This window comes from Sphingobium sp. Leaf26, from assembly GCF_001421665.1.
Taxonomy (GTDB): domain Bacteria; phylum Pseudomonadota; class Alphaproteobacteria; order Sphingomonadales; family Sphingomonadaceae; genus Sphingobium.
Genome location: NZ_LMKV01000030.1, coordinates 115,368 through 130,438, shown reverse-complemented (window position 1 = coordinate 130,438; position 15,071 = coordinate 115,368). Strand labels below are relative to the sequence as shown.

General features: G+C 64.6%; 13 protein-coding genes and 1 riboswitch. Of the genes, 11 read left to right on the top strand and 2 right to left on the bottom strand.

The annotated features are described in order from the left end of the window. The first annotated feature begins 10 nt into the window (after positions 1-10). The 5 genes from ASE85_RS19240 to ASE85_RS19220 all read left to right on the top strand — a co-directional run bounded on the left by ASE85_RS19240 (position 11) and on the right by ASE85_RS19220 (position 3,379). Complete coding sequence (locus ASE85_RS19240; protein WP_056692428.1) at positions 11-1,171, top strand: mechanosensitive ion channel family protein; 1,161 nt, start codon at positions 11-13, stop codon at positions 1,169-1,171. 87 nt (positions 1,172-1,258) lie between these two features. After that, positions 1,259-1,753 (top strand): disulfide bond formation protein B, encoded by a 495-nt coding sequence (locus ASE85_RS19235; RefSeq protein WP_056692425.1) that lies wholly within the window; start codon positions 1,259-1,261, stop codon positions 1,751-1,753. Further along, positions 1,750-2,304, top strand: coding sequence for a demethoxyubiquinone hydroxylase family protein (locus tag ASE85_RS19230; RefSeq protein ID WP_056692422.1), 555 nt, complete (start codon positions 1,750-1,752; stop codon positions 2,302-2,304). The genes ASE85_RS19235 and ASE85_RS19230 overlap by 4 nt, the downstream gene beginning before the upstream one ends. Positions 2,305-2,334: 30 nt before the next feature. Next, complete coding sequence (locus ASE85_RS19225; protein ID WP_056692419.1) at positions 2,335-2,871, top strand: hypothetical protein; 537 nt, start codon at positions 2,335-2,337, stop codon at positions 2,869-2,871. A gap of 106 nt (positions 2,872-2,977) precedes the next feature. Beyond that, positions 2,978-3,379, top strand: a complete 402-nt coding sequence (locus ASE85_RS19220) for a hypothetical protein (protein WP_056692417.1) — start codon at positions 2,978-2,980, stop codon at positions 3,377-3,379. Here the strand turns inward: ASE85_RS19220 and ASE85_RS19215 are convergent. Together ASE85_RS19215 and ASE85_RS19210 are read right to left on the bottom strand one after the other, a co-directional pair. Further along, positions 3,376-4,947, bottom strand: a complete 1,572-nt coding sequence (locus ASE85_RS19215; RefSeq protein ID WP_056692413.1) for an amidase — start codon at positions 4,945-4,947, stop codon at positions 3,376-3,378. The two genes, ASE85_RS19220 and ASE85_RS19215, sit on opposite strands and share 4 nt — an antisense overlap. Beyond that, positions 4,944-5,357, bottom strand: a complete 414-nt coding sequence (locus ASE85_RS19210; RefSeq protein WP_056692409.1) for a DUF1801 domain-containing protein — start codon at positions 5,355-5,357, stop codon at positions 4,944-4,946. Before ASE85_RS19210 ends, ASE85_RS19215 begins: the two co-directional genes overlap by 4 nt. A 33-nt stretch (positions 5,358-5,390) precedes the next feature. Then, a riboswitch (yybP-ykoY riboswitch) is annotated at positions 5,391-5,496 on the top strand. Between the two features lie 99 nt (positions 5,497-5,595). On the opposite strand from ASE85_RS19210, the gene ASE85_RS19205 reads away from it, so the two are divergent. From ASE85_RS19205 to gltB, 6 genes are all read left to right on the top strand, one after another. After that, complete coding sequence (locus tag ASE85_RS19205; RefSeq protein WP_056692691.1) at positions 5,596-6,174, top strand: TMEM165/GDT1 family protein; 579 nt, start codon at positions 5,596-5,598, stop codon at positions 6,172-6,174. A gap of 81 nt (positions 6,175-6,255) precedes the next feature. Beyond that, positions 6,256-7,182: a complex I NDUFA9 subunit family protein gene (locus ASE85_RS19200; RefSeq protein ID WP_056692407.1), complete on the top strand. Its 927-nt coding sequence runs from the start codon at positions 6,256-6,258 to the stop codon at positions 7,180-7,182. A gap of 115 nt (positions 7,183-7,297) precedes the next feature. Further along, a complete protein-coding gene (locus ASE85_RS19195) occupies positions 7,298-8,107 on the top strand; it encodes an undecaprenyl-diphosphate phosphatase (RefSeq protein WP_056692404.1) in 810 nt (269 codons plus the stop codon). Between the two features lie 164 nt (positions 8,108-8,271). Then, entirely contained in the window at positions 8,272-9,723 is a 1,452-nt protein-coding gene (locus ASE85_RS19190) for an NAD(P)-dependent oxidoreductase (protein WP_056692401.1), read from the top strand. Then, on the top strand, positions 9,720-10,433 hold the full coding sequence (locus ASE85_RS19185) for a DUF2059 domain-containing protein (protein ID WP_056692396.1): 714 nt from the start codon (positions 9,720-9,722) through the stop codon (positions 10,431-10,433). The genes ASE85_RS19190 and ASE85_RS19185 overlap by 4 nt, the downstream gene beginning before the upstream one ends. Before the next feature lie 86 nt (positions 10,434-10,519). Beyond that, entirely contained in the window at positions 10,520-15,058 is a 4,539-nt protein-coding gene (gene gltB / locus ASE85_RS19180) for a glutamate synthase large subunit (protein ID WP_056692393.1), read from the top strand. Positions 15,059-15,071: the final 13 nt, after the last annotated feature.

Here is a 15,071-nt window from a genome sequence, read left to right as displayed (position 1 = left end):
AGATGGAGCCATGGCTGACAAAAAAGACCCCGCCCTTCCCGATATTCAGGCGCCAAACCTGCGCGAACTATGGGATTCGACCATGGTCTGGTTGCAGGTGCATCATGTCCAGATCCTGATCGCAGTCGGGGCCGCGACCCTCATCTATCTGGCGCTGGCGGCGCTGCGCGAACTGGGCAAGCGGCACAAGGGCGGGATCGGCGACCCGCTGGGCTATGCCAATGTGCTGGGCCGCGCCGCGGCGCGCACCACCCATTATTTCATGATCCTGGTCGCCGCCAGACTGGTGGTGGGCTATACCGACGCGCCGCCGGCGCTGGCGAAGACCATCACCTTCCTGTTCACCATCGCCACCGTATTGCAGGCGGCGCTCTGGGCGCGGGAGATCATTCTGGGCCTGATCGAGCGCAAGACGCTGGCGCAGGATGGCGGGGGCGAAACGCTGGCCAATGCCATGGGGCTGATCCGCGTTCTGGTCAGCTTCGCGCTGTTCGCCATCGCGGCGATCGTGGTGCTCGACAATCTGGGGGTGAACGTCACCGGTCTGGTCGCGGGCCTCGGCATCGGCGGCATCGCCATCGGCCTGGCTGCGCAGGGCATTTTCTCCGACCTGTTCGCTGCGCTCTCGATCATCTTCGACAAGCCGTTCCGCCGGGGCGAGATCATCACTTATGACCAGACGACCGCGCGGGTGGAGAAGATCGGCCTGAAAAGTACCCGCCTGCGCGCGACCAGTGGCGAGAAAAAGGTGATCGGCAACTCGCAACTCCTGCAAAAGGAAATCACCAGCCTCCAGACGCTGATCCAGCGCCGCGTCACATACGCCATCGGCATCATCTACCAGACGGACGAGGCGAAGGCGGAGGCGATCCCCGCCATGTTGCAGGAGATTATCGAGCGCGAGGGGCTGGCCTTCGTCAATTGCGGCATCGTTGCTTTCGGCGCCAGCAGCCTCGACTATCAGTTGAATTTCGATGTGCCCGACCCCGACCATCATGACTATTTCCAGATGCGCCACCGCATCGGCCTCGCCATCTGGAAACGTTTCAATGCCGAGGGGATCGAGTTCGCCTACCCGACCCAGACCAGCATCACCGCCGGCCCGGATGGCAAGGCGATCATGCCCTATCCTGATGTGCAGCCGGTACGCACCGTCGGGGAGAAAGGGTGACGGCAAAACGCCAGTCGCGCTGCACGCCTCTTCCCGTCCGGTGAAGTTCAGCATGACGAAAGCCCGTGGAGGGTTTAAGCGGCTGATATGAACAGCCTGTCTCCCTCCCTTGCCAAGGCCCGCACGCTGGCGCTGTTTGTGCCGCTCGTCATGCTGGCGGGCGCCTATGCCTTCCAATATCTGGGCGGCCTTTACCCTTGCGAAATGTGCTGGTGGCAGCGTTATGCCCATTTCGCCGCCATTCCGCTGGCGCTGGTCGCCTATGGCGCGCGCGGACGGGCCTGTGTCAGCGGCCTGTTCGCCGGCTTTGCGGGAATCGCGGTCGGCGTCAGCGGCCTGATCGGCCTGTTCCATGCCGGCGTCGAATATGGCTGGTGGGAAGGGCTGACCACCTGCTCCACCGCTCCTGCCGGTGGCAGCGCAGCGGACATGCTGAACCAGATCATGGCCAGCCCCATCACCCGCTGCGATGTCGCGGCGTGGAAGATGGCCGGCATTTCGATGGCGGGCTATAACGGCCTCTTGTCCAGCGCCGCCGCACTCGCCATCTTGGCTTTGCTTCTGAAAGCGAGGAAAGCATGAGCGCGTCCAAGGACTTCCCCCGGCCGGGCAAACGGCTGAGCGACGCCGATCGCGCTTCCATGGTGCGGGTCGACCAGGCGGGCGAGTTCGGCGCGGTGCGTATCTATGGCGGGCAACTGGCGGTGATGGGCGATCGCCATCCCTATGGCAGGCTGATCGCCGGCATGGCAGCGCAGGAGGAACGGCATCGCGACGCCTTCGACGCGATGATCGCGCGGCGCGGTGTGCGGCCGACCATCCTGTCGCCCTTCTGGCATGTCGCCGGCTTCGCGCTTGGCGCAGTGACCGCCGCGATGGGGCCGAAGGCTGCGATGGCCTGCACTGCTGCGGTCGAGACGGAAATCGACAAACATTATGCGGACCAACTGGAGGCTCTGGGCGAGGACGACCCGGAACTCTCCAGCGCCATCGCGGATTTTCAGGCGGAGGAGGTCGAGCATCGCGAAACCGCCATCGCCCATGGCGCGCAGCAGGCCCCCGCCTACCCCCTCTTGTCGGGCGCCATCCGTTTGGGATGCCGGGCCGCCATCGCCCTATCTAAAAAAATATGACGCCCAGGCGCATCTGAAAAGGACGGATTGATGATGAAAACCCCGATGATCGCAGCTTTGCTGATGCTGGGCGCGTCCGTCCCCGTGCTGGCCCAGCCCGCCTCCGCCCCCGCGACCGAACCGGCGTCGGAGAAGGTCAATATCGTCATCGTTTACGGTGACGATGCCTGCCCGCAAAGCGCCGGAAACGACATCGTCGTATGCGCGCGCAAGGGCGAGGAGGAACGCTATCGCATTCCCGAACCGCTGCGCGGCGACCCGAACATGCCGAGCAAGCAGGCCTGGGGCGAGCGGGTGCGGTCGATGGAATATGTCGGCCGGTCCGGCACCGAAAGCTGCTCGCCGGTGGGCAGCGGCGGCGCGACCGGCTGTTTCGCGCAGCTTTCACGCCTGGCCAAGGCGGAGCGGCAGGCGCTGGACAATGCAAGCTGGAAGGATCTGGTCGCCGCCGAGCGCGCCAAGCGCCTGTCGACCATCGATTCGGACAGCGAAGCGATCGAGGCGCGGGTGAAAGCGGAAGAAAAGGCGGCGCAGCAGCCCAAGGCCGAACCGGCGCCGCCGCAATAAGGACGGTTTCGGGACGCCGGCGGCGTCCCGATCATGAACCGCCGGGTCATGGGCAGGCCCGGCACGGAACAGGCCAAAAGCAACGGGGACGTTAAGGATTTTTGCGATGCGTCACCCCGTCCTGCTTCCCCTGATCGGCCTGCTGCTGGTGCCGTTGCTTCCAGGCACCGCCGCCGCGCAGGCGGAACCGCCGCCCGAGCGCATCATCAACCTGCTGGTCTATGGCGACGACCCCTGCCCGCAGAGCAAGGGCGACGAAATCGTGGTGTGCGCGCGCAAGCCCGAATCGGAACGCTATCGCATCCCCAAGAAGCTGCGCGAAAAGCCGGAAGTCGCCGGTGGTCCCGGCTGGGGTAGCCAGGTCGCCACGATGGAACAGGTGCAGCGCCAGACGCTGCCCAACAGTTGCAACGCGATCGGCAGCAACGGCTTTACCGGCTGCACCGCTCAGATGCTGCAACAATGGTTCGCCGAGCGGCGCATGCAGGAAAGCGCGGGCGAGCCTTAATTTTCGCCTTCCAGTTCCGGCCCGCTATCCACGGTCGGCCGGAAATCGGGCCGCAGCTTGAGGCCCGCCGCCTGTTCATAGGCATAGCCGGCATCCAGCAGCGTCTGTTCTGCATAAGCGGTGCCGATGAAGCTCAACCCGACTGGCAGACCGCGCACCTGCCCCATCGGCACGGTCAGGTGCGGATAGCCCGCAATCGCCGCCGGCCCGGTCGAACCACCCGGCCCTTCATATTGATCGCCCCACACGGTATCGGACGGCCAGGCCGGGCCGTAGCTGATCGTCACCAGCAGGTCGACGCGATTGCCGGCCAGCATCGCGTCGATGCCCTCCCGGCCTGCGAGGCGGAGCGACTTCTCCCGCGCCGCGCGATAGACTGGATCGTCCAGCCCCGCTTTGGCCTGCGACAGGGTGAATATGTCCTGCCCGAACAGCGGCATTTCCCTATCCTTGTGCCCCTCGTCGAAGGCGATCAGGTCGGCCAGCGTCCGGCTTTCCACCTGATCGGGCCGGGTGGCGGCGAGATAGGCGTTGAGGTCGGCTTTGAACTCATATCGCAGCACGTCGTAGCCGGCGGCGGACATGCCATCCATGGCCGGTTTCGTCACCTCCACCAGCGTCGCGCCCAGCCCCTTCAGTACCGCCAGCGCCGCATCATAGCGGGCCAGCAACGCAGGCTGCGCTCCGCCGCGCAGCACGCCGATCCGCATGCCGCCTATCTTCGCCGGATCGAGCGCGGCGGCATAATCCTGCGCATGGGCCATGGCATCGGCGGTTGTCGGATCGGCGGGATCGCTGGCGATGAGGGCCGACAGCAGAATCGCAACGTCGCGCACGCTCCGCGCCATCGGCCCGGCTGTGTCCTGGCTATGGCTGATCGGCACGATATGGGTGCGCGGGATCAGGCCGATCGTGGGCTTCAACCCGACCAGCCCCGTCATGGATGCCGGGCAGATGATCGACCCGTTGGTTTCGCTGCCGATCGCGGCGGGAGCGAACCCGGCCGCCACCGCCGCGCCCGATCCGCTGGACGAGCCGCAGGTGGTGCGATCCAGCGCATAGGGATTGCGGGTCAGGCCGCCGACCGCGCTCCATCCGCTCATCGACCGTTCGGACCGGAAATTGGCCCATTCGCTCAGGTTCGTCTTCCCCAGGATGATCGCGCCCTTCGCCTTCAGCGCTGCGGCCACCGGCGAATCGCGGTCCGGCTGGTTGCGGGCGAGCGCCAGCGATCCGGCGGTCGTGGGCATCCCCGCCGCCTCGATGTTATCCTTGAGCAGGATCGGCACGCCGTGCAGCGGCCCGCGCAGCTTCCCCGCCCTGCGTTCGCTGTCCAGCACCCGCGCCTCCGCCATCGCCTGCGGATTGAGCGCGATGATGCTGTTGAGGCGCGGCCCCTTGCGATCCAGCGCGGCGATCCGCCTCAGATAGGCGCGCACCGCCTTCTCGCTGGTGGTACGTCCTGCGGCGAGATCGGCGGAAAGGGACGTAATTCCATCCTCCGTAGCCTGCGCCTGAACCGACGGTGCGGCGAGCATCAGGGCAAGGCAGAAGGGCCATGGCTTCATCGCGGATAGATCCTGTCCATATGGTCGATACTCTGGACGATCAGCCGCTCCAGCACCGCCATGTCGATTTGCGACAGTCGCTTGATATAGAGGCAGCCCTTGCCGCGCCTGTGCCTGCCGAGCGGCGCGAAGTCGGCTTCGTCCAGCCCGGCGAGGTAGAAGACCAGTTCCGCCTTGCGCGGCGCGAAGCCGATTCGGCACATGTCGCCTTCGCGCCCGCTGTCATACCGATAATGATAGCGGCCAAAGCCGATGATGCCCGCCCCCCACATATGCGCCGTTTCGCCCGACAGCCGCGCCATCAGGGCCGCGACGGTGCGCCCGTCCGCCTGCCGTTCGGGCGGTTCCACCCGGTCGAGACAATCCTCGACCGCGGCATCATTTTCGACCGTCTTGTTCGGCTGCGCCATGGCTTGCCTTCCCCACCTGTCTGGAATAGAGGCTAGCGCGTCATCTGGGGAGTAGCCAGCCGTTCCGACGGAACGGGCCATGCGTCAACATATTCGGCCGAGAGGTCGTGGCGTATGGGAGGCGGATCATATCCGCATCGGGCGAGACCAATGGCATCGGCATTTTCCTGTCCGGCCGGGCGGAAGGTGACGGTGGCATTGTGTCTGTTCAACCTGCGCCCGGCCCGGAAACATGACGATGGAAGCTCTCTTCACCTCCGCCGCACTGGTCGCGCTCGCCGAAATGGGCGACAAGACGCAGTTGCTCGCAATGCTGCTCGCCACCCGCTTTCGTAAGCCGGTGCCGATCATACTGGGCATCTTCGCCGCCACGGTGGCCAATCATTTCCTCGCCGCGCTGGTCGGCCATTCGATCGCCGGGGTGCTGACCCAGCCCTGGTTCCGCTACGCCGTCGCCGCCTCCTTCATCGCCATGGCCGCCTGGACGCTGGTGCCCGACACGATCGACGAGGATGCGCCGCTGAAGGCGCCGTCGAAGGCCGGCGTCTTCGTCACCACCTTGGTTGCCTTCTTTCTGGTCGAGATGGGCGACAAGACGCAGGTCGCCACCGTGGCGCTGGGCGCGCGGTTCGACAATCTGATCGCCGTCACCATGGGCACGACGCTGGGCATGATGGTCGCCAATGTGCCGGCTGTATTGTTCGGCGAAGCGCTGGCCAAGAAGGTGCCGATGCGCGCGCTCCAGATCGTCGCGGCGCTGCTGTTCCTGGGTCTGGGCCTGTGGATGCTGGCCGATTTGCAGGGCTGGCTGGGCTAAAGCCGGTTGTCAGCGCGCGGTGGCTGTTGCAAGGGGAAAGGCAGAGTCATTCCCCTTATATCTGGACATGGGACGCGCGTGATGAAGGACAGTCTGGTAACGATCTTCGGCGGTGGCGGCTTTCTGGGCCGACAGGTCGCGCAGGCGCTGATGGCGCGCGGCGCGCGTGTGCGGATCGCACAGCGCGACCTGGCCAGCGCGGTCAAGGTGAAGGCGCTCGGCAATCTGGGCCAAAGCCAGTTCGTCGCGGCCGACATCCGCAAGCCGGTAACGGTGGAGCGCGCCATCCATGGCAGCGACATCGTCATCAATCTGGTCGGTATCTTGTCCGGCGATTTCGACGGCTTCCATCGTGACGGTGCGGCCAATGTGGCGCAGGCCGCCAAGGCGGCGGGCGTCAAGGCGTTGGTCCATATCTCCGCCATCGGCGCAGACGCGGACAGCCCCAGCGCCTATGGGCGGTCCAAGGCTGCGGGTGAAGAAGCGGTCAAGGCCGCCTTCCCCGGCGCGACCATCGTCCGCCCGTCGATCATCTTCGGGCTGGAAGACCAGTTCCTCAACCGATTCGCCCAGATCATCAGCGCCGCGCCCGTGATTCCGGTGATCGGCGGCGCGACGAAGTTCCAGCCCGTCTATGTCGCCGACGTCGCGCAGGCGATCGCCAATGCAGCCGAACAGCCGGGCGTCTTTGGCGGCAAGACTTTCGAGGTCGCCGGGCCGCAGGTGATGAGCATGAAGGAGATCAACGGCTGGATCGCCAAGGCGATCGGCCGCGACAGGCCGTTGGTGGATGTCCCCCATGGCTTCGCGTCGCTGCTGGCGCTGCTGCCGGGCGGGCCGATCACCCGCGACCAGCTCGCCATGCTGGACCGCGACAATGTCGCCGCGCCGGGCAGTGAAGGACTGGCCGCGCTGGGCGTCGACGCCACGCCGCTGACCGCCGTCGCGGGCAGGTGGATGGTCCGCTATCGCCGCCATGGCCGTTTCGCCGGCCGGGTCAGCGCCTGAACATAGAGATGGAAGGCGAGGCGATCGATTCGACAGCCTCGCTCACGATGCTCCTCCCCGCAGCCAGACAGTTGGGCGGGGAGGATTTTTCATGCCACGCAACTGAGGCTTTGCCATGGACCTCCATTATCTGACCGTCATCCTGCTGGGGATCGTCGAGGGGCTGACCGAATTCCTGCCCGTCTCCTCGACCGGCCACCTGATCCTGGCGAGCGAATTGCTGGGTTATGACAGTTCGACCTGGGCGATGTTCAACGTCATCATCCAGCTGGGCGCGATCCTGGCGGTGGTGGTGCTCTACTGGCGTACCTTCTGGGCGGTGGGCATGGGCCTGCTGCGGCGCGAGCCGGTAAGCTGGCGTTTCCTGCGCAACCTGATCATCGCCTTCATCCCCGCCGCGATCATCGGTCTCGCCGTGCACGACTATGTCGAAATGCTGCTGGGCGCGCCGAAGGTCGTCGCCTGGGCGCTGATCGTCGGCGGCGTGGCCATATTGCTGATCGAGCGGGCGGTGAAGGAACAGCGCTTCCACGGCATCGCCGATATACCGGTCGTTCGCGTCCTGGGCATCGGCCTGATCCAGTGCATCGCGATGATCCCCGGCGTCAGCCGGTCGGGCGCAACGATCATGGGCGCGCTGACGCTGGGCGTCGAACGGCGCACCGCCGCCGAGTTCAGCTTCTTCCTCGCCATCCCCACCATGCTGGGCGCGACCGCGCTGGAACTGCTCAAGAAGGGCGACAAGATCACCAGCGCCGCCGTCGGCTGGGACAGTATCGCGCTGGGCTTCATCGTCTCCTTCATCGTCGCACTGCTGGTCATCAAATGGTTTGTCGGGCTTGTGTCGAAACATGGGTTCGCGCCCTTCGCCTGGTATCGAATCATCGCCGGCGCGGCCGCCCTGATCTGGCTCGCAGCCAGATAGGACCGAATCGGCCTTAAATGATGCCTGATATTTGCGATCGATTCTCAAAAACACAGCAAACGTCTAAATATTAGGTTAGCATTGCTTACCTAAATGCCAAAAACCACGTGACTCCGTGGGTTTTCCTGCTATGCGCACTTCAGCAACATAGTAGGGACTAGGGTATGGCCGACAATCCGATGCTGAAATTCGTGGGTAAGACGCAATCCTACCCGGAAAAGCGCGCGGCCGACGACCGTGCCGACGATTTTCTGGAAATCAGCAAGTCTTTCATCCTGGACAAGGCCGAGGAACAGGCGTCGCGCTGCTCGCAATGCGGCGTCCCCTATTGCTCGACCCATTGTCCGTTGCACAATCATATCCCGGACTGGCTGCGCCTGACCGCCGAAGGCCGTCTGCGCGAAGCCTATGAGCTGTCGAACCTGACCAGCACCATGCCGGAAATCTGCGGCCGCATCTGCCCGCAGGATCGCCTGTGCGAAGGCAATTGCGTCATCGAATTTTCCGGCCATGGCGCCGTCACCATCGGCTCCGTCGAAAAATACATCACCGACACCGCCTGGAAGGAAGGCTGGGTCGAACCGCTGGTGCCCGGCGCGGCGCGCGGCCAGTCGGTCGGCGTGATCGGCGCCGGCCCTGCCGGCCTGACGACGGCGGAATATCTGCGCGTGGCCGGCTATGACGTCCATGTCTACGACCGGCATGACCGCGCCGGCGGCCTGCTGACCTATGGCATCCCCGGCTTCAAGCTGGAGAAGGATGTCGTCATGCGCCGCATCCAGCGCCTGAAGGATGGCGGCATCGTCTTCCATGAAAGCTTCGAGATCGGCCGCGACGCCACGATGGAACAGCTCCGCCAGAAGCATGATGCGATCCTGATCGCGACGGGCGTCTACAAGCCGCGCGACATCAAGGCGCCGGGCGTCGGCGCAGCGGGCGTGGTCAAGGCGCTCGATTATCTCACCGCCTCCAACAAGGCCGGTTTCGGCGACGCCGTGCCGGGCCATGAGGACGGCACGCTGCTGGCTACCGGCAAGAATGTCGTCGTCATCGGCGGCGGCGACACGGCGATGGACTGTGTGCGCACCGCCATTCGCCAGGGCGCCAAGTCGGTGAAGTGCCTGTATCGCCGCGACCGCGACAATATGCCGGGGTCGCAGCGCGAAGTCGCCAATGCCGAGGAAGAAGGCGTCGAATTCGTCTGGCTGACCGCACCGATCGCCTTTGAAGGCACGGAGCATGTGACCGGCGTCAAGGTCACCAAGATGCGCCTCGGCCAGCCCGATGCTTCGGGTCGCCGCGCACCCGAGCCTGATCCGGGCAGCGAACATACACTGGAAGCAGACCTCGTCATCAAGGCGCTGGGCTATGATCCCGAAGAACTGCCCAAGCTGTTCGGCGCGGACGACCTGTCCGTCACCCGCTGGGGCACGCTGCGCGTCGATCACAAGACGATGATGACCAGCGTGGACGGCGTGTTCGCCGCTGGCGACATCGTGCGCGGCGCATCGCTGGTGGTGTGGGCGATCCGCGACGGGCGGGACGTCACCGACCATATGCACAAATATCTGAAGGCCAAGGCGAAGTCAGCGGCCGGCGAAAGGGTTGCTGCGTGAAGCGCGGCGCTTTCCTGTCCTTGCTCCTTCTAGCGGCTCCGGTCGCTGTGCAGGCGCAGACCCCGGCCGCAACCGTCCAGCCGGTCGATCCCGCATTATTGGCCAAGGCCCAGCCGATCGCCTCCATCATCCTGCCCGACGGGACAATGGAAAAGATGATGGGGCCGATGATGCAGAAGATGATGGGACCAATGATGGACGGCATGACAAAGATGCCGATCCGTGAGTTCCTGAAAGTCGGCGGGATCGATCCTGAGCGGGCAGACAGCTTGGGCGAAGGCACGATCGAGGAGATGATGGCGATCATCGACCCCAATTTCCGCAAGCGGATGGACGTGATCGTCAACAGCATGATGCCGGCCATGGGTCGCTTCATGGGACGTTATGAACCGGATATGCGCGAAGGCATGGCAGAGGCTTTCGCCTATCGTTACACCGCCGCCGAACTCGATCAGATCGGTGCATTTCTGAAGACGCCGACAGGCGCCAAATTCGGCGCAGGATTTATGGAGCTAGCGACCGACCCGCATTATATCGGCCGACTCCAGAAGGTCATGCCCGAAATGATGCAGGCCATGCCGGAGATCATGAAATCTTCCGCCGAAGAGCTCGCCAAGCTGCCCAAGCCGCGAACCTATGATGACCTGACAAAGGCTGAACGCGACCGTCTCACTGCATTGCTCGGTACGGACGCGAAAAAAGCCAACTGACAATCGCGCCGGCCATGCCGGCACCATATGGAATGACAGCGGCCGTGCCCCGAAAATCGGACGGCCACATGCAAGGGTAAGTCCTCATGACCGACACCAATTTCATGGCCAGCCCCGAAGAGCGCGCACGCATCGCTGCCGAGGGCATGTATCATCCCGACCTGGAAGGGGACGCTTGCGGCGTAGGCCTGGTCGCCGCCACCGATGGCCGCGCCAGCCGCCGCGTGGTCGCCAGCGCGATCGATGCGCTCAAAGCCGTGTGGCATCGTGGCGCGGTCGATGCGGATGGCAAGACCGGCGACGGCGCGGGCATCCATGTCGATCTGCCGGTGCGCTTCTTCGACGATGCGATCGCGGATTCCGGCCACAAGCCGCTGCCCAATCGCCTCGCCGTCGGCATGATCTTCCTGCCGCGTACCGATCTTGGCGCGCAGGAAGCCTGCCGCACCATCGTCGAGAGCGAGATCATCGAGGCGGGCTATACCATCTATGGCTGGCGCCAGGTGCCGGTGGACGTGTCCGTCATCGGCCAGAAGGCGCAGGCGACGCGCCCCGAAATCGAGCAGATCATGATCGCCGGCCCGATGCCGGAAGAACGCGATCAGGCCGAGTTCGAAAAAGATCTCTATCTCATCCGCCGCCGGATCGAGAAGAAGGTGATCGCCGCGCAGATCCAGGATTTCTACGTCTGTTCGCTGTCCTGCCGCTCGATCATCTACAAGGGGCTATTCCTCGCCGAATCGCTGTCGGTCTTCTTCCCCGATTTGCAGGACGAGCGGTTCGAAAGCCGCGTCGCCATCTTCCACCAGCGCTATTCGACCAACACCTTCCCGCAATGGTGGCTGGCCCAGCCGTTCCGCACCCTCGCCCATAATGGCGAGATCAATACGATCCGCGGCAACAAGAACTGGATGAAGAGCCACGAGATCAAGATGGCGAGCCTCGCCTTTGGCGAGCAGTCGGAGGATATCAAGCCGGTGATCCCGGCCGGCGCGTCCGACACCGCCGCGCTCGATGCCGTGTTCGAGGCGATCTGCCGTTCGGGCCGCGATGCGCCGACCGCCAAGCTGATGCTGGTGCCCGAAGCGTGGCAGTCGGACAGCGCAGAGCTGCCCAAGGCGCATGCCGACATGTATGAATATCTCGCCTCCGTGATGGAGCCGTGGGACGGCCCTGCCGCGCTGGCGATGACCGACGGCCGCTGGGTCGTGGCCGGCGTCGACCGCAACGCGCTGCGTCCGCTGCGCTACACGCTGACCGGCGACAATCTGCTGATCGTGGGTTCCGAAACCGGCATGGTCGTCGTGCCCGAAACCACGATCGTCAAGAAGGGCCGCATGGGTCCGGGCCAGATGATCGCCGTCGATTTGCAGGAAGGCGAAATCTACGACGACCGCGCGATCAAGGACCAGATCGCGGGTGAACGTCCCTATGGCGACCTGATCAAGGACTTCCTGACCGTCGATGATCTGGCCGACGCGCCCAGTGCGCTGCCGACCTGGGACAAGGCGGAACTGACCCGTCGCCAGGTCGCCGCCAATCTGACGCTGGAGGATATGGAGCTGATCCTGTCCCCCATGGTCGAGGATGCGAAGGAAGCCATCGGTTCGATGGGCGACGATACGCCGCTCGCCGTCATTTCCGACAAGCCGCGCACGATCAGCCATTTCTTCCGCCAGAATTTCAGCCAGGTCACCAACCCGCCGATCGACCCGCTGCGCGAACGGCATGTGATGAGCCTGAAGACGCGCTTCTCCAACCTCCACAACATTCTGGAGGAAGGCGCGCAGAACAGCCATGTGCTGGTGCTGGAATCGCCGGTCGTGACGAGCGCCGAATGGGCGCGGCTGAAGGCCAATTTTGGCGCTTCCGTCGCCGAAATCGACTGCACCTTCCCGGCGTCGGGCGGGCAGGAGCAGCTGCGCGCCGCCATCGCCCGCATTCGTGAGGAAGCCGAGCAGGCTGTCCGCGAAGGACGCACCGAAATCTTCCTGACCGACGAGGGCGTCAACGCCGAACGGGCCGCCATTGCCGGCGTGCTGGCGGCAGCGGCCGTGCACACGCATCTGGTCCGCAAGGGGCTGCGCAGCTACGCCTCGATCAACGTGCGGTCGTGCGAAGCGCTCGACACCCATTATTTTGCGGTGTTGATCGGCGTGGGAGCGACCACGGTGAACGCCTATCTGGCCGAAGCGAGCATCGCCGACCGGCACAGCCGCGGCCTGTTCGGCGACCTGTCGCTGGACGCCTGCATCGAACGCTATCGCGTGGCGATCAACGAAGGCCTGCTCAAGATCATGTCCAAGATGGGCATCGCGGTCATCAGTTCCTATCGCGGCGGCTATAATTTCGAGGCGGTCGGGCTGTCGCGGGCGCTTGTGAACGATCTTTTCCCCGGCATGCCGGCGAAGATTTCGGGCGAAGGCTATGCTTCGCTCCACTATAGCGCGATGCTGCGGCACCAGCAGGCGTTCGACGCGGCGGCGGTGCGCCTGCCGATCGGCGGCTTCTATCGCCAGCGTCAGGGTGGGGAGAGCCATGCCTATTCGGCGCAGTTGATGCACCTGTTGCAGACAGCGGTCGCGACCGACAGCTACTCGACCTATCTGCAATTCTCGCGCGGGGTCCGCGATTTGCCGCCGGTTTATCTGCGCGACCTGATGGAGTTCAACTTCGCCCGCGAAGCCGTGCCGATCGACGAGGTGGAAGCCACCACGGAAATCCGCAAGCGCTTCGTGACTCCCGGCATGTCGCTGGGCGCGCTAAGCCCCGAAGCGCATGAAACGCTGGCGATCGCCATGAACCGCATCGGCGCCAAGGCCGTGTCGGGCGAAGGCGGCGAGGATGCGAACCGCTTCAAGCCCTATGAAAATGGCGACAACGCCAATTCGGTCATCAAGCAGATCGCGTCGGGCCGCTTCGGCGTCCATGCCGAATATCTGGCATCGGCCGAGGAAATCGAGATCAAGGTAGCCCAGGGCGCCAAGCCTGGCGAAGGCGGCCAGTTGCCCGGTTTCAAGGTGACCGAATTCATCGCCAGGCTGCGCCATTCGACGCCCGGCGTGACGCTCATCTCGCCGCCGCCACATCATGATATCTATTCGATCGAGGATCTGGCGCAGCTCATCTACGACTGCAAAATGATCAACCCGCGCGCCCGCGTGTGCGTGAAGCTGGTCAGCCAGGCCGGCATCGGCACGGTGGCGGCGGGCGTGGCAAAAGCCCATGCCGACGTCATCCTGATCGCGGGCCATGTCGGTGGCACCGGTGCATCGCCCCAGACCAGCATCAAATATGCCGGTACGCCTTGGGAAATGGGCCTGTCCGAAGCCAATCAGGTGCTGACCCTCAACGGCCTGCGCCACCGCGTGAAGCTGCGGACGGACGGCGGCCTCAAGACCGGGCGCGACATCGTCATCGCCGCGATCCTGGGCGCGGAAGAGTTTGGCATCGGCACCCTGTCGCTGGTCGCCATGGGCTGCATCATGGTGCGTCAATGCCATAGCAACACATGCCCGGTGGGCGTGTGCGTGCAGGATGAAAAGCTGCGCCAGAAATTCACCGGAACGCCCGAAAAGGTCATCAACCTGATGACCTTCATTGCCGAGGAAGTGCGCGAAGTGCTGGCCCGGCTCGGCTTCCGCAGCCTGGACGAGGTGATCGGGCGGACCGAGCTGCTCAAGCAGGTCAATCGTGGCGCCGAGCATCTGGATGATCTCGACCTCAACCCGATCCTGGCCAAGGTGGATGCGCCCGACGACCAGCGCCGTTTCAGCCTGAACGAATGGCGCAACGAGGTGCCCGACAGCCTGGACGCGCAGATGATGCGCGACGCCAAGGCTGTGTTCGAGCGTGGCGAGAAGATGCAACTGACCTATACGGTGCGCAACACGCATCGCGCGGTCGGCACCCGCCTCTCCTCCGCCGTGACCGACCGGTTCGGCATGTCGACGCTGGCCGACGGGCATCTGACCGTGCGCCTGCGCGGGTCCGCCGGGCAGTCGCTGGGCGCGTTCCTGTGCAAGGGCATCACCCTTGAAGTGTTCGGCGACGCCAACGACTATGTCGGCAAGGGGCTGTCGGGCGGCATCATCAAGGTGCGCACGACTGTGTCCTCGCCGCTGTCGTCGAAGGATAATACCATACTCGGCAACACCGTCCTCTACGGCGCGACCAGCGGCAAGCTGTTCGCGGCGGGCCAAGCCGGCGAGCGCTTCGCCGTCCGCAACTCCGGCGCGCAGGTGGTGGTCGAGGGCTGCGGCGCGAACGGCTGCGAATATATGACCGGCGGCACGGCGGTCATCCTTGGCAAGACCGGCGCCAATTTCGGCGCGGGCATGACCGGTGGCATGGCCTTCATTCTGGACGAGGATGGCAGCTTCCCCGCGCAGGCGAACCCCGAAGGCATCGTCTGGCAACGACTGGACAGTGCCTATTGGGAAACGCAGGTCAAGGCGCTGATCGCCGAACATGCGGTGGCGACGGACAGCAAATGGTCCAACACTATCCTGGACGATTGGGATCGCTGGCGCCGTTATATCTGGCAGGTCTGCCCGAAGGAGATGCTTGGCCGCCTTTCCCATCCGCTGAGCGACGCACCGGCGGAAACGGTCGCGGCCGAATAATCAGGGCTGCCTG

Excerpts from the sequence above, each read along its gene's own strand:
- ASE85_RS19240 (WP_056692428.1), top strand. The coding sequence starts at position 11 with ATGGCTGACAAAAAAGACCCCGCCCTTCCCGATATTCAGGCGCCAAAC.
- ASE85_RS19235 (WP_056692425.1), top strand. The coding sequence starts at position 1,259 with ATGAACAGCCTGTCTCCCTCCCTTGCCAAGGCCCGCACGCTGGCGCTG.
- ASE85_RS19230 (WP_056692422.1), top strand. The coding sequence starts at position 1,750 with ATGAGCGCGTCCAAGGACTTCCCCCGGCCGGGCAAACGGCTGAGCGAC.
- ASE85_RS19225 (WP_056692419.1), top strand. The coding sequence starts at position 2,335 with ATGATGAAAACCCCGATGATCGCAGCTTTGCTGATGCTGGGCGCGTCC.
- ASE85_RS19220 (WP_056692417.1), top strand. The coding sequence starts at position 2,978 with ATGCGTCACCCCGTCCTGCTTCCCCTGATCGGCCTGCTGCTGGTGCCG.
- ASE85_RS19215 (WP_056692413.1), bottom strand. The coding sequence starts at position 4,947 with ATGAAGCCATGGCCCTTCTGCCTTGCCCTGATGCTCGCCGCACCGTCG.
- ASE85_RS19210 (WP_056692409.1), bottom strand. The coding sequence starts at position 5,357 with ATGGCGCAGCCGAACAAGACGGTCGAAAATGATGCCGCGGTCGAGGAT.
- ASE85_RS19205 (WP_056692691.1), top strand. The coding sequence starts at position 5,596 with ATGGAAGCTCTCTTCACCTCCGCCGCACTGGTCGCGCTCGCCGAAATG.
- ASE85_RS19200 (WP_056692407.1), top strand. The coding sequence starts at position 6,256 with ATGAAGGACAGTCTGGTAACGATCTTCGGCGGTGGCGGCTTTCTGGGC.
- ASE85_RS19195 (WP_056692404.1), top strand. The coding sequence starts at position 7,298 with ATGGACCTCCATTATCTGACCGTCATCCTGCTGGGGATCGTCGAGGGG.
- ASE85_RS19190 (WP_056692401.1), top strand. The coding sequence starts at position 8,272 with ATGGCCGACAATCCGATGCTGAAATTCGTGGGTAAGACGCAATCCTAC.
- gltB (WP_056692393.1), top strand. The coding sequence starts at position 10,520 with ATGACCGACACCAATTTCATGGCCAGCCCCGAAGAGCGCGCACGCATC.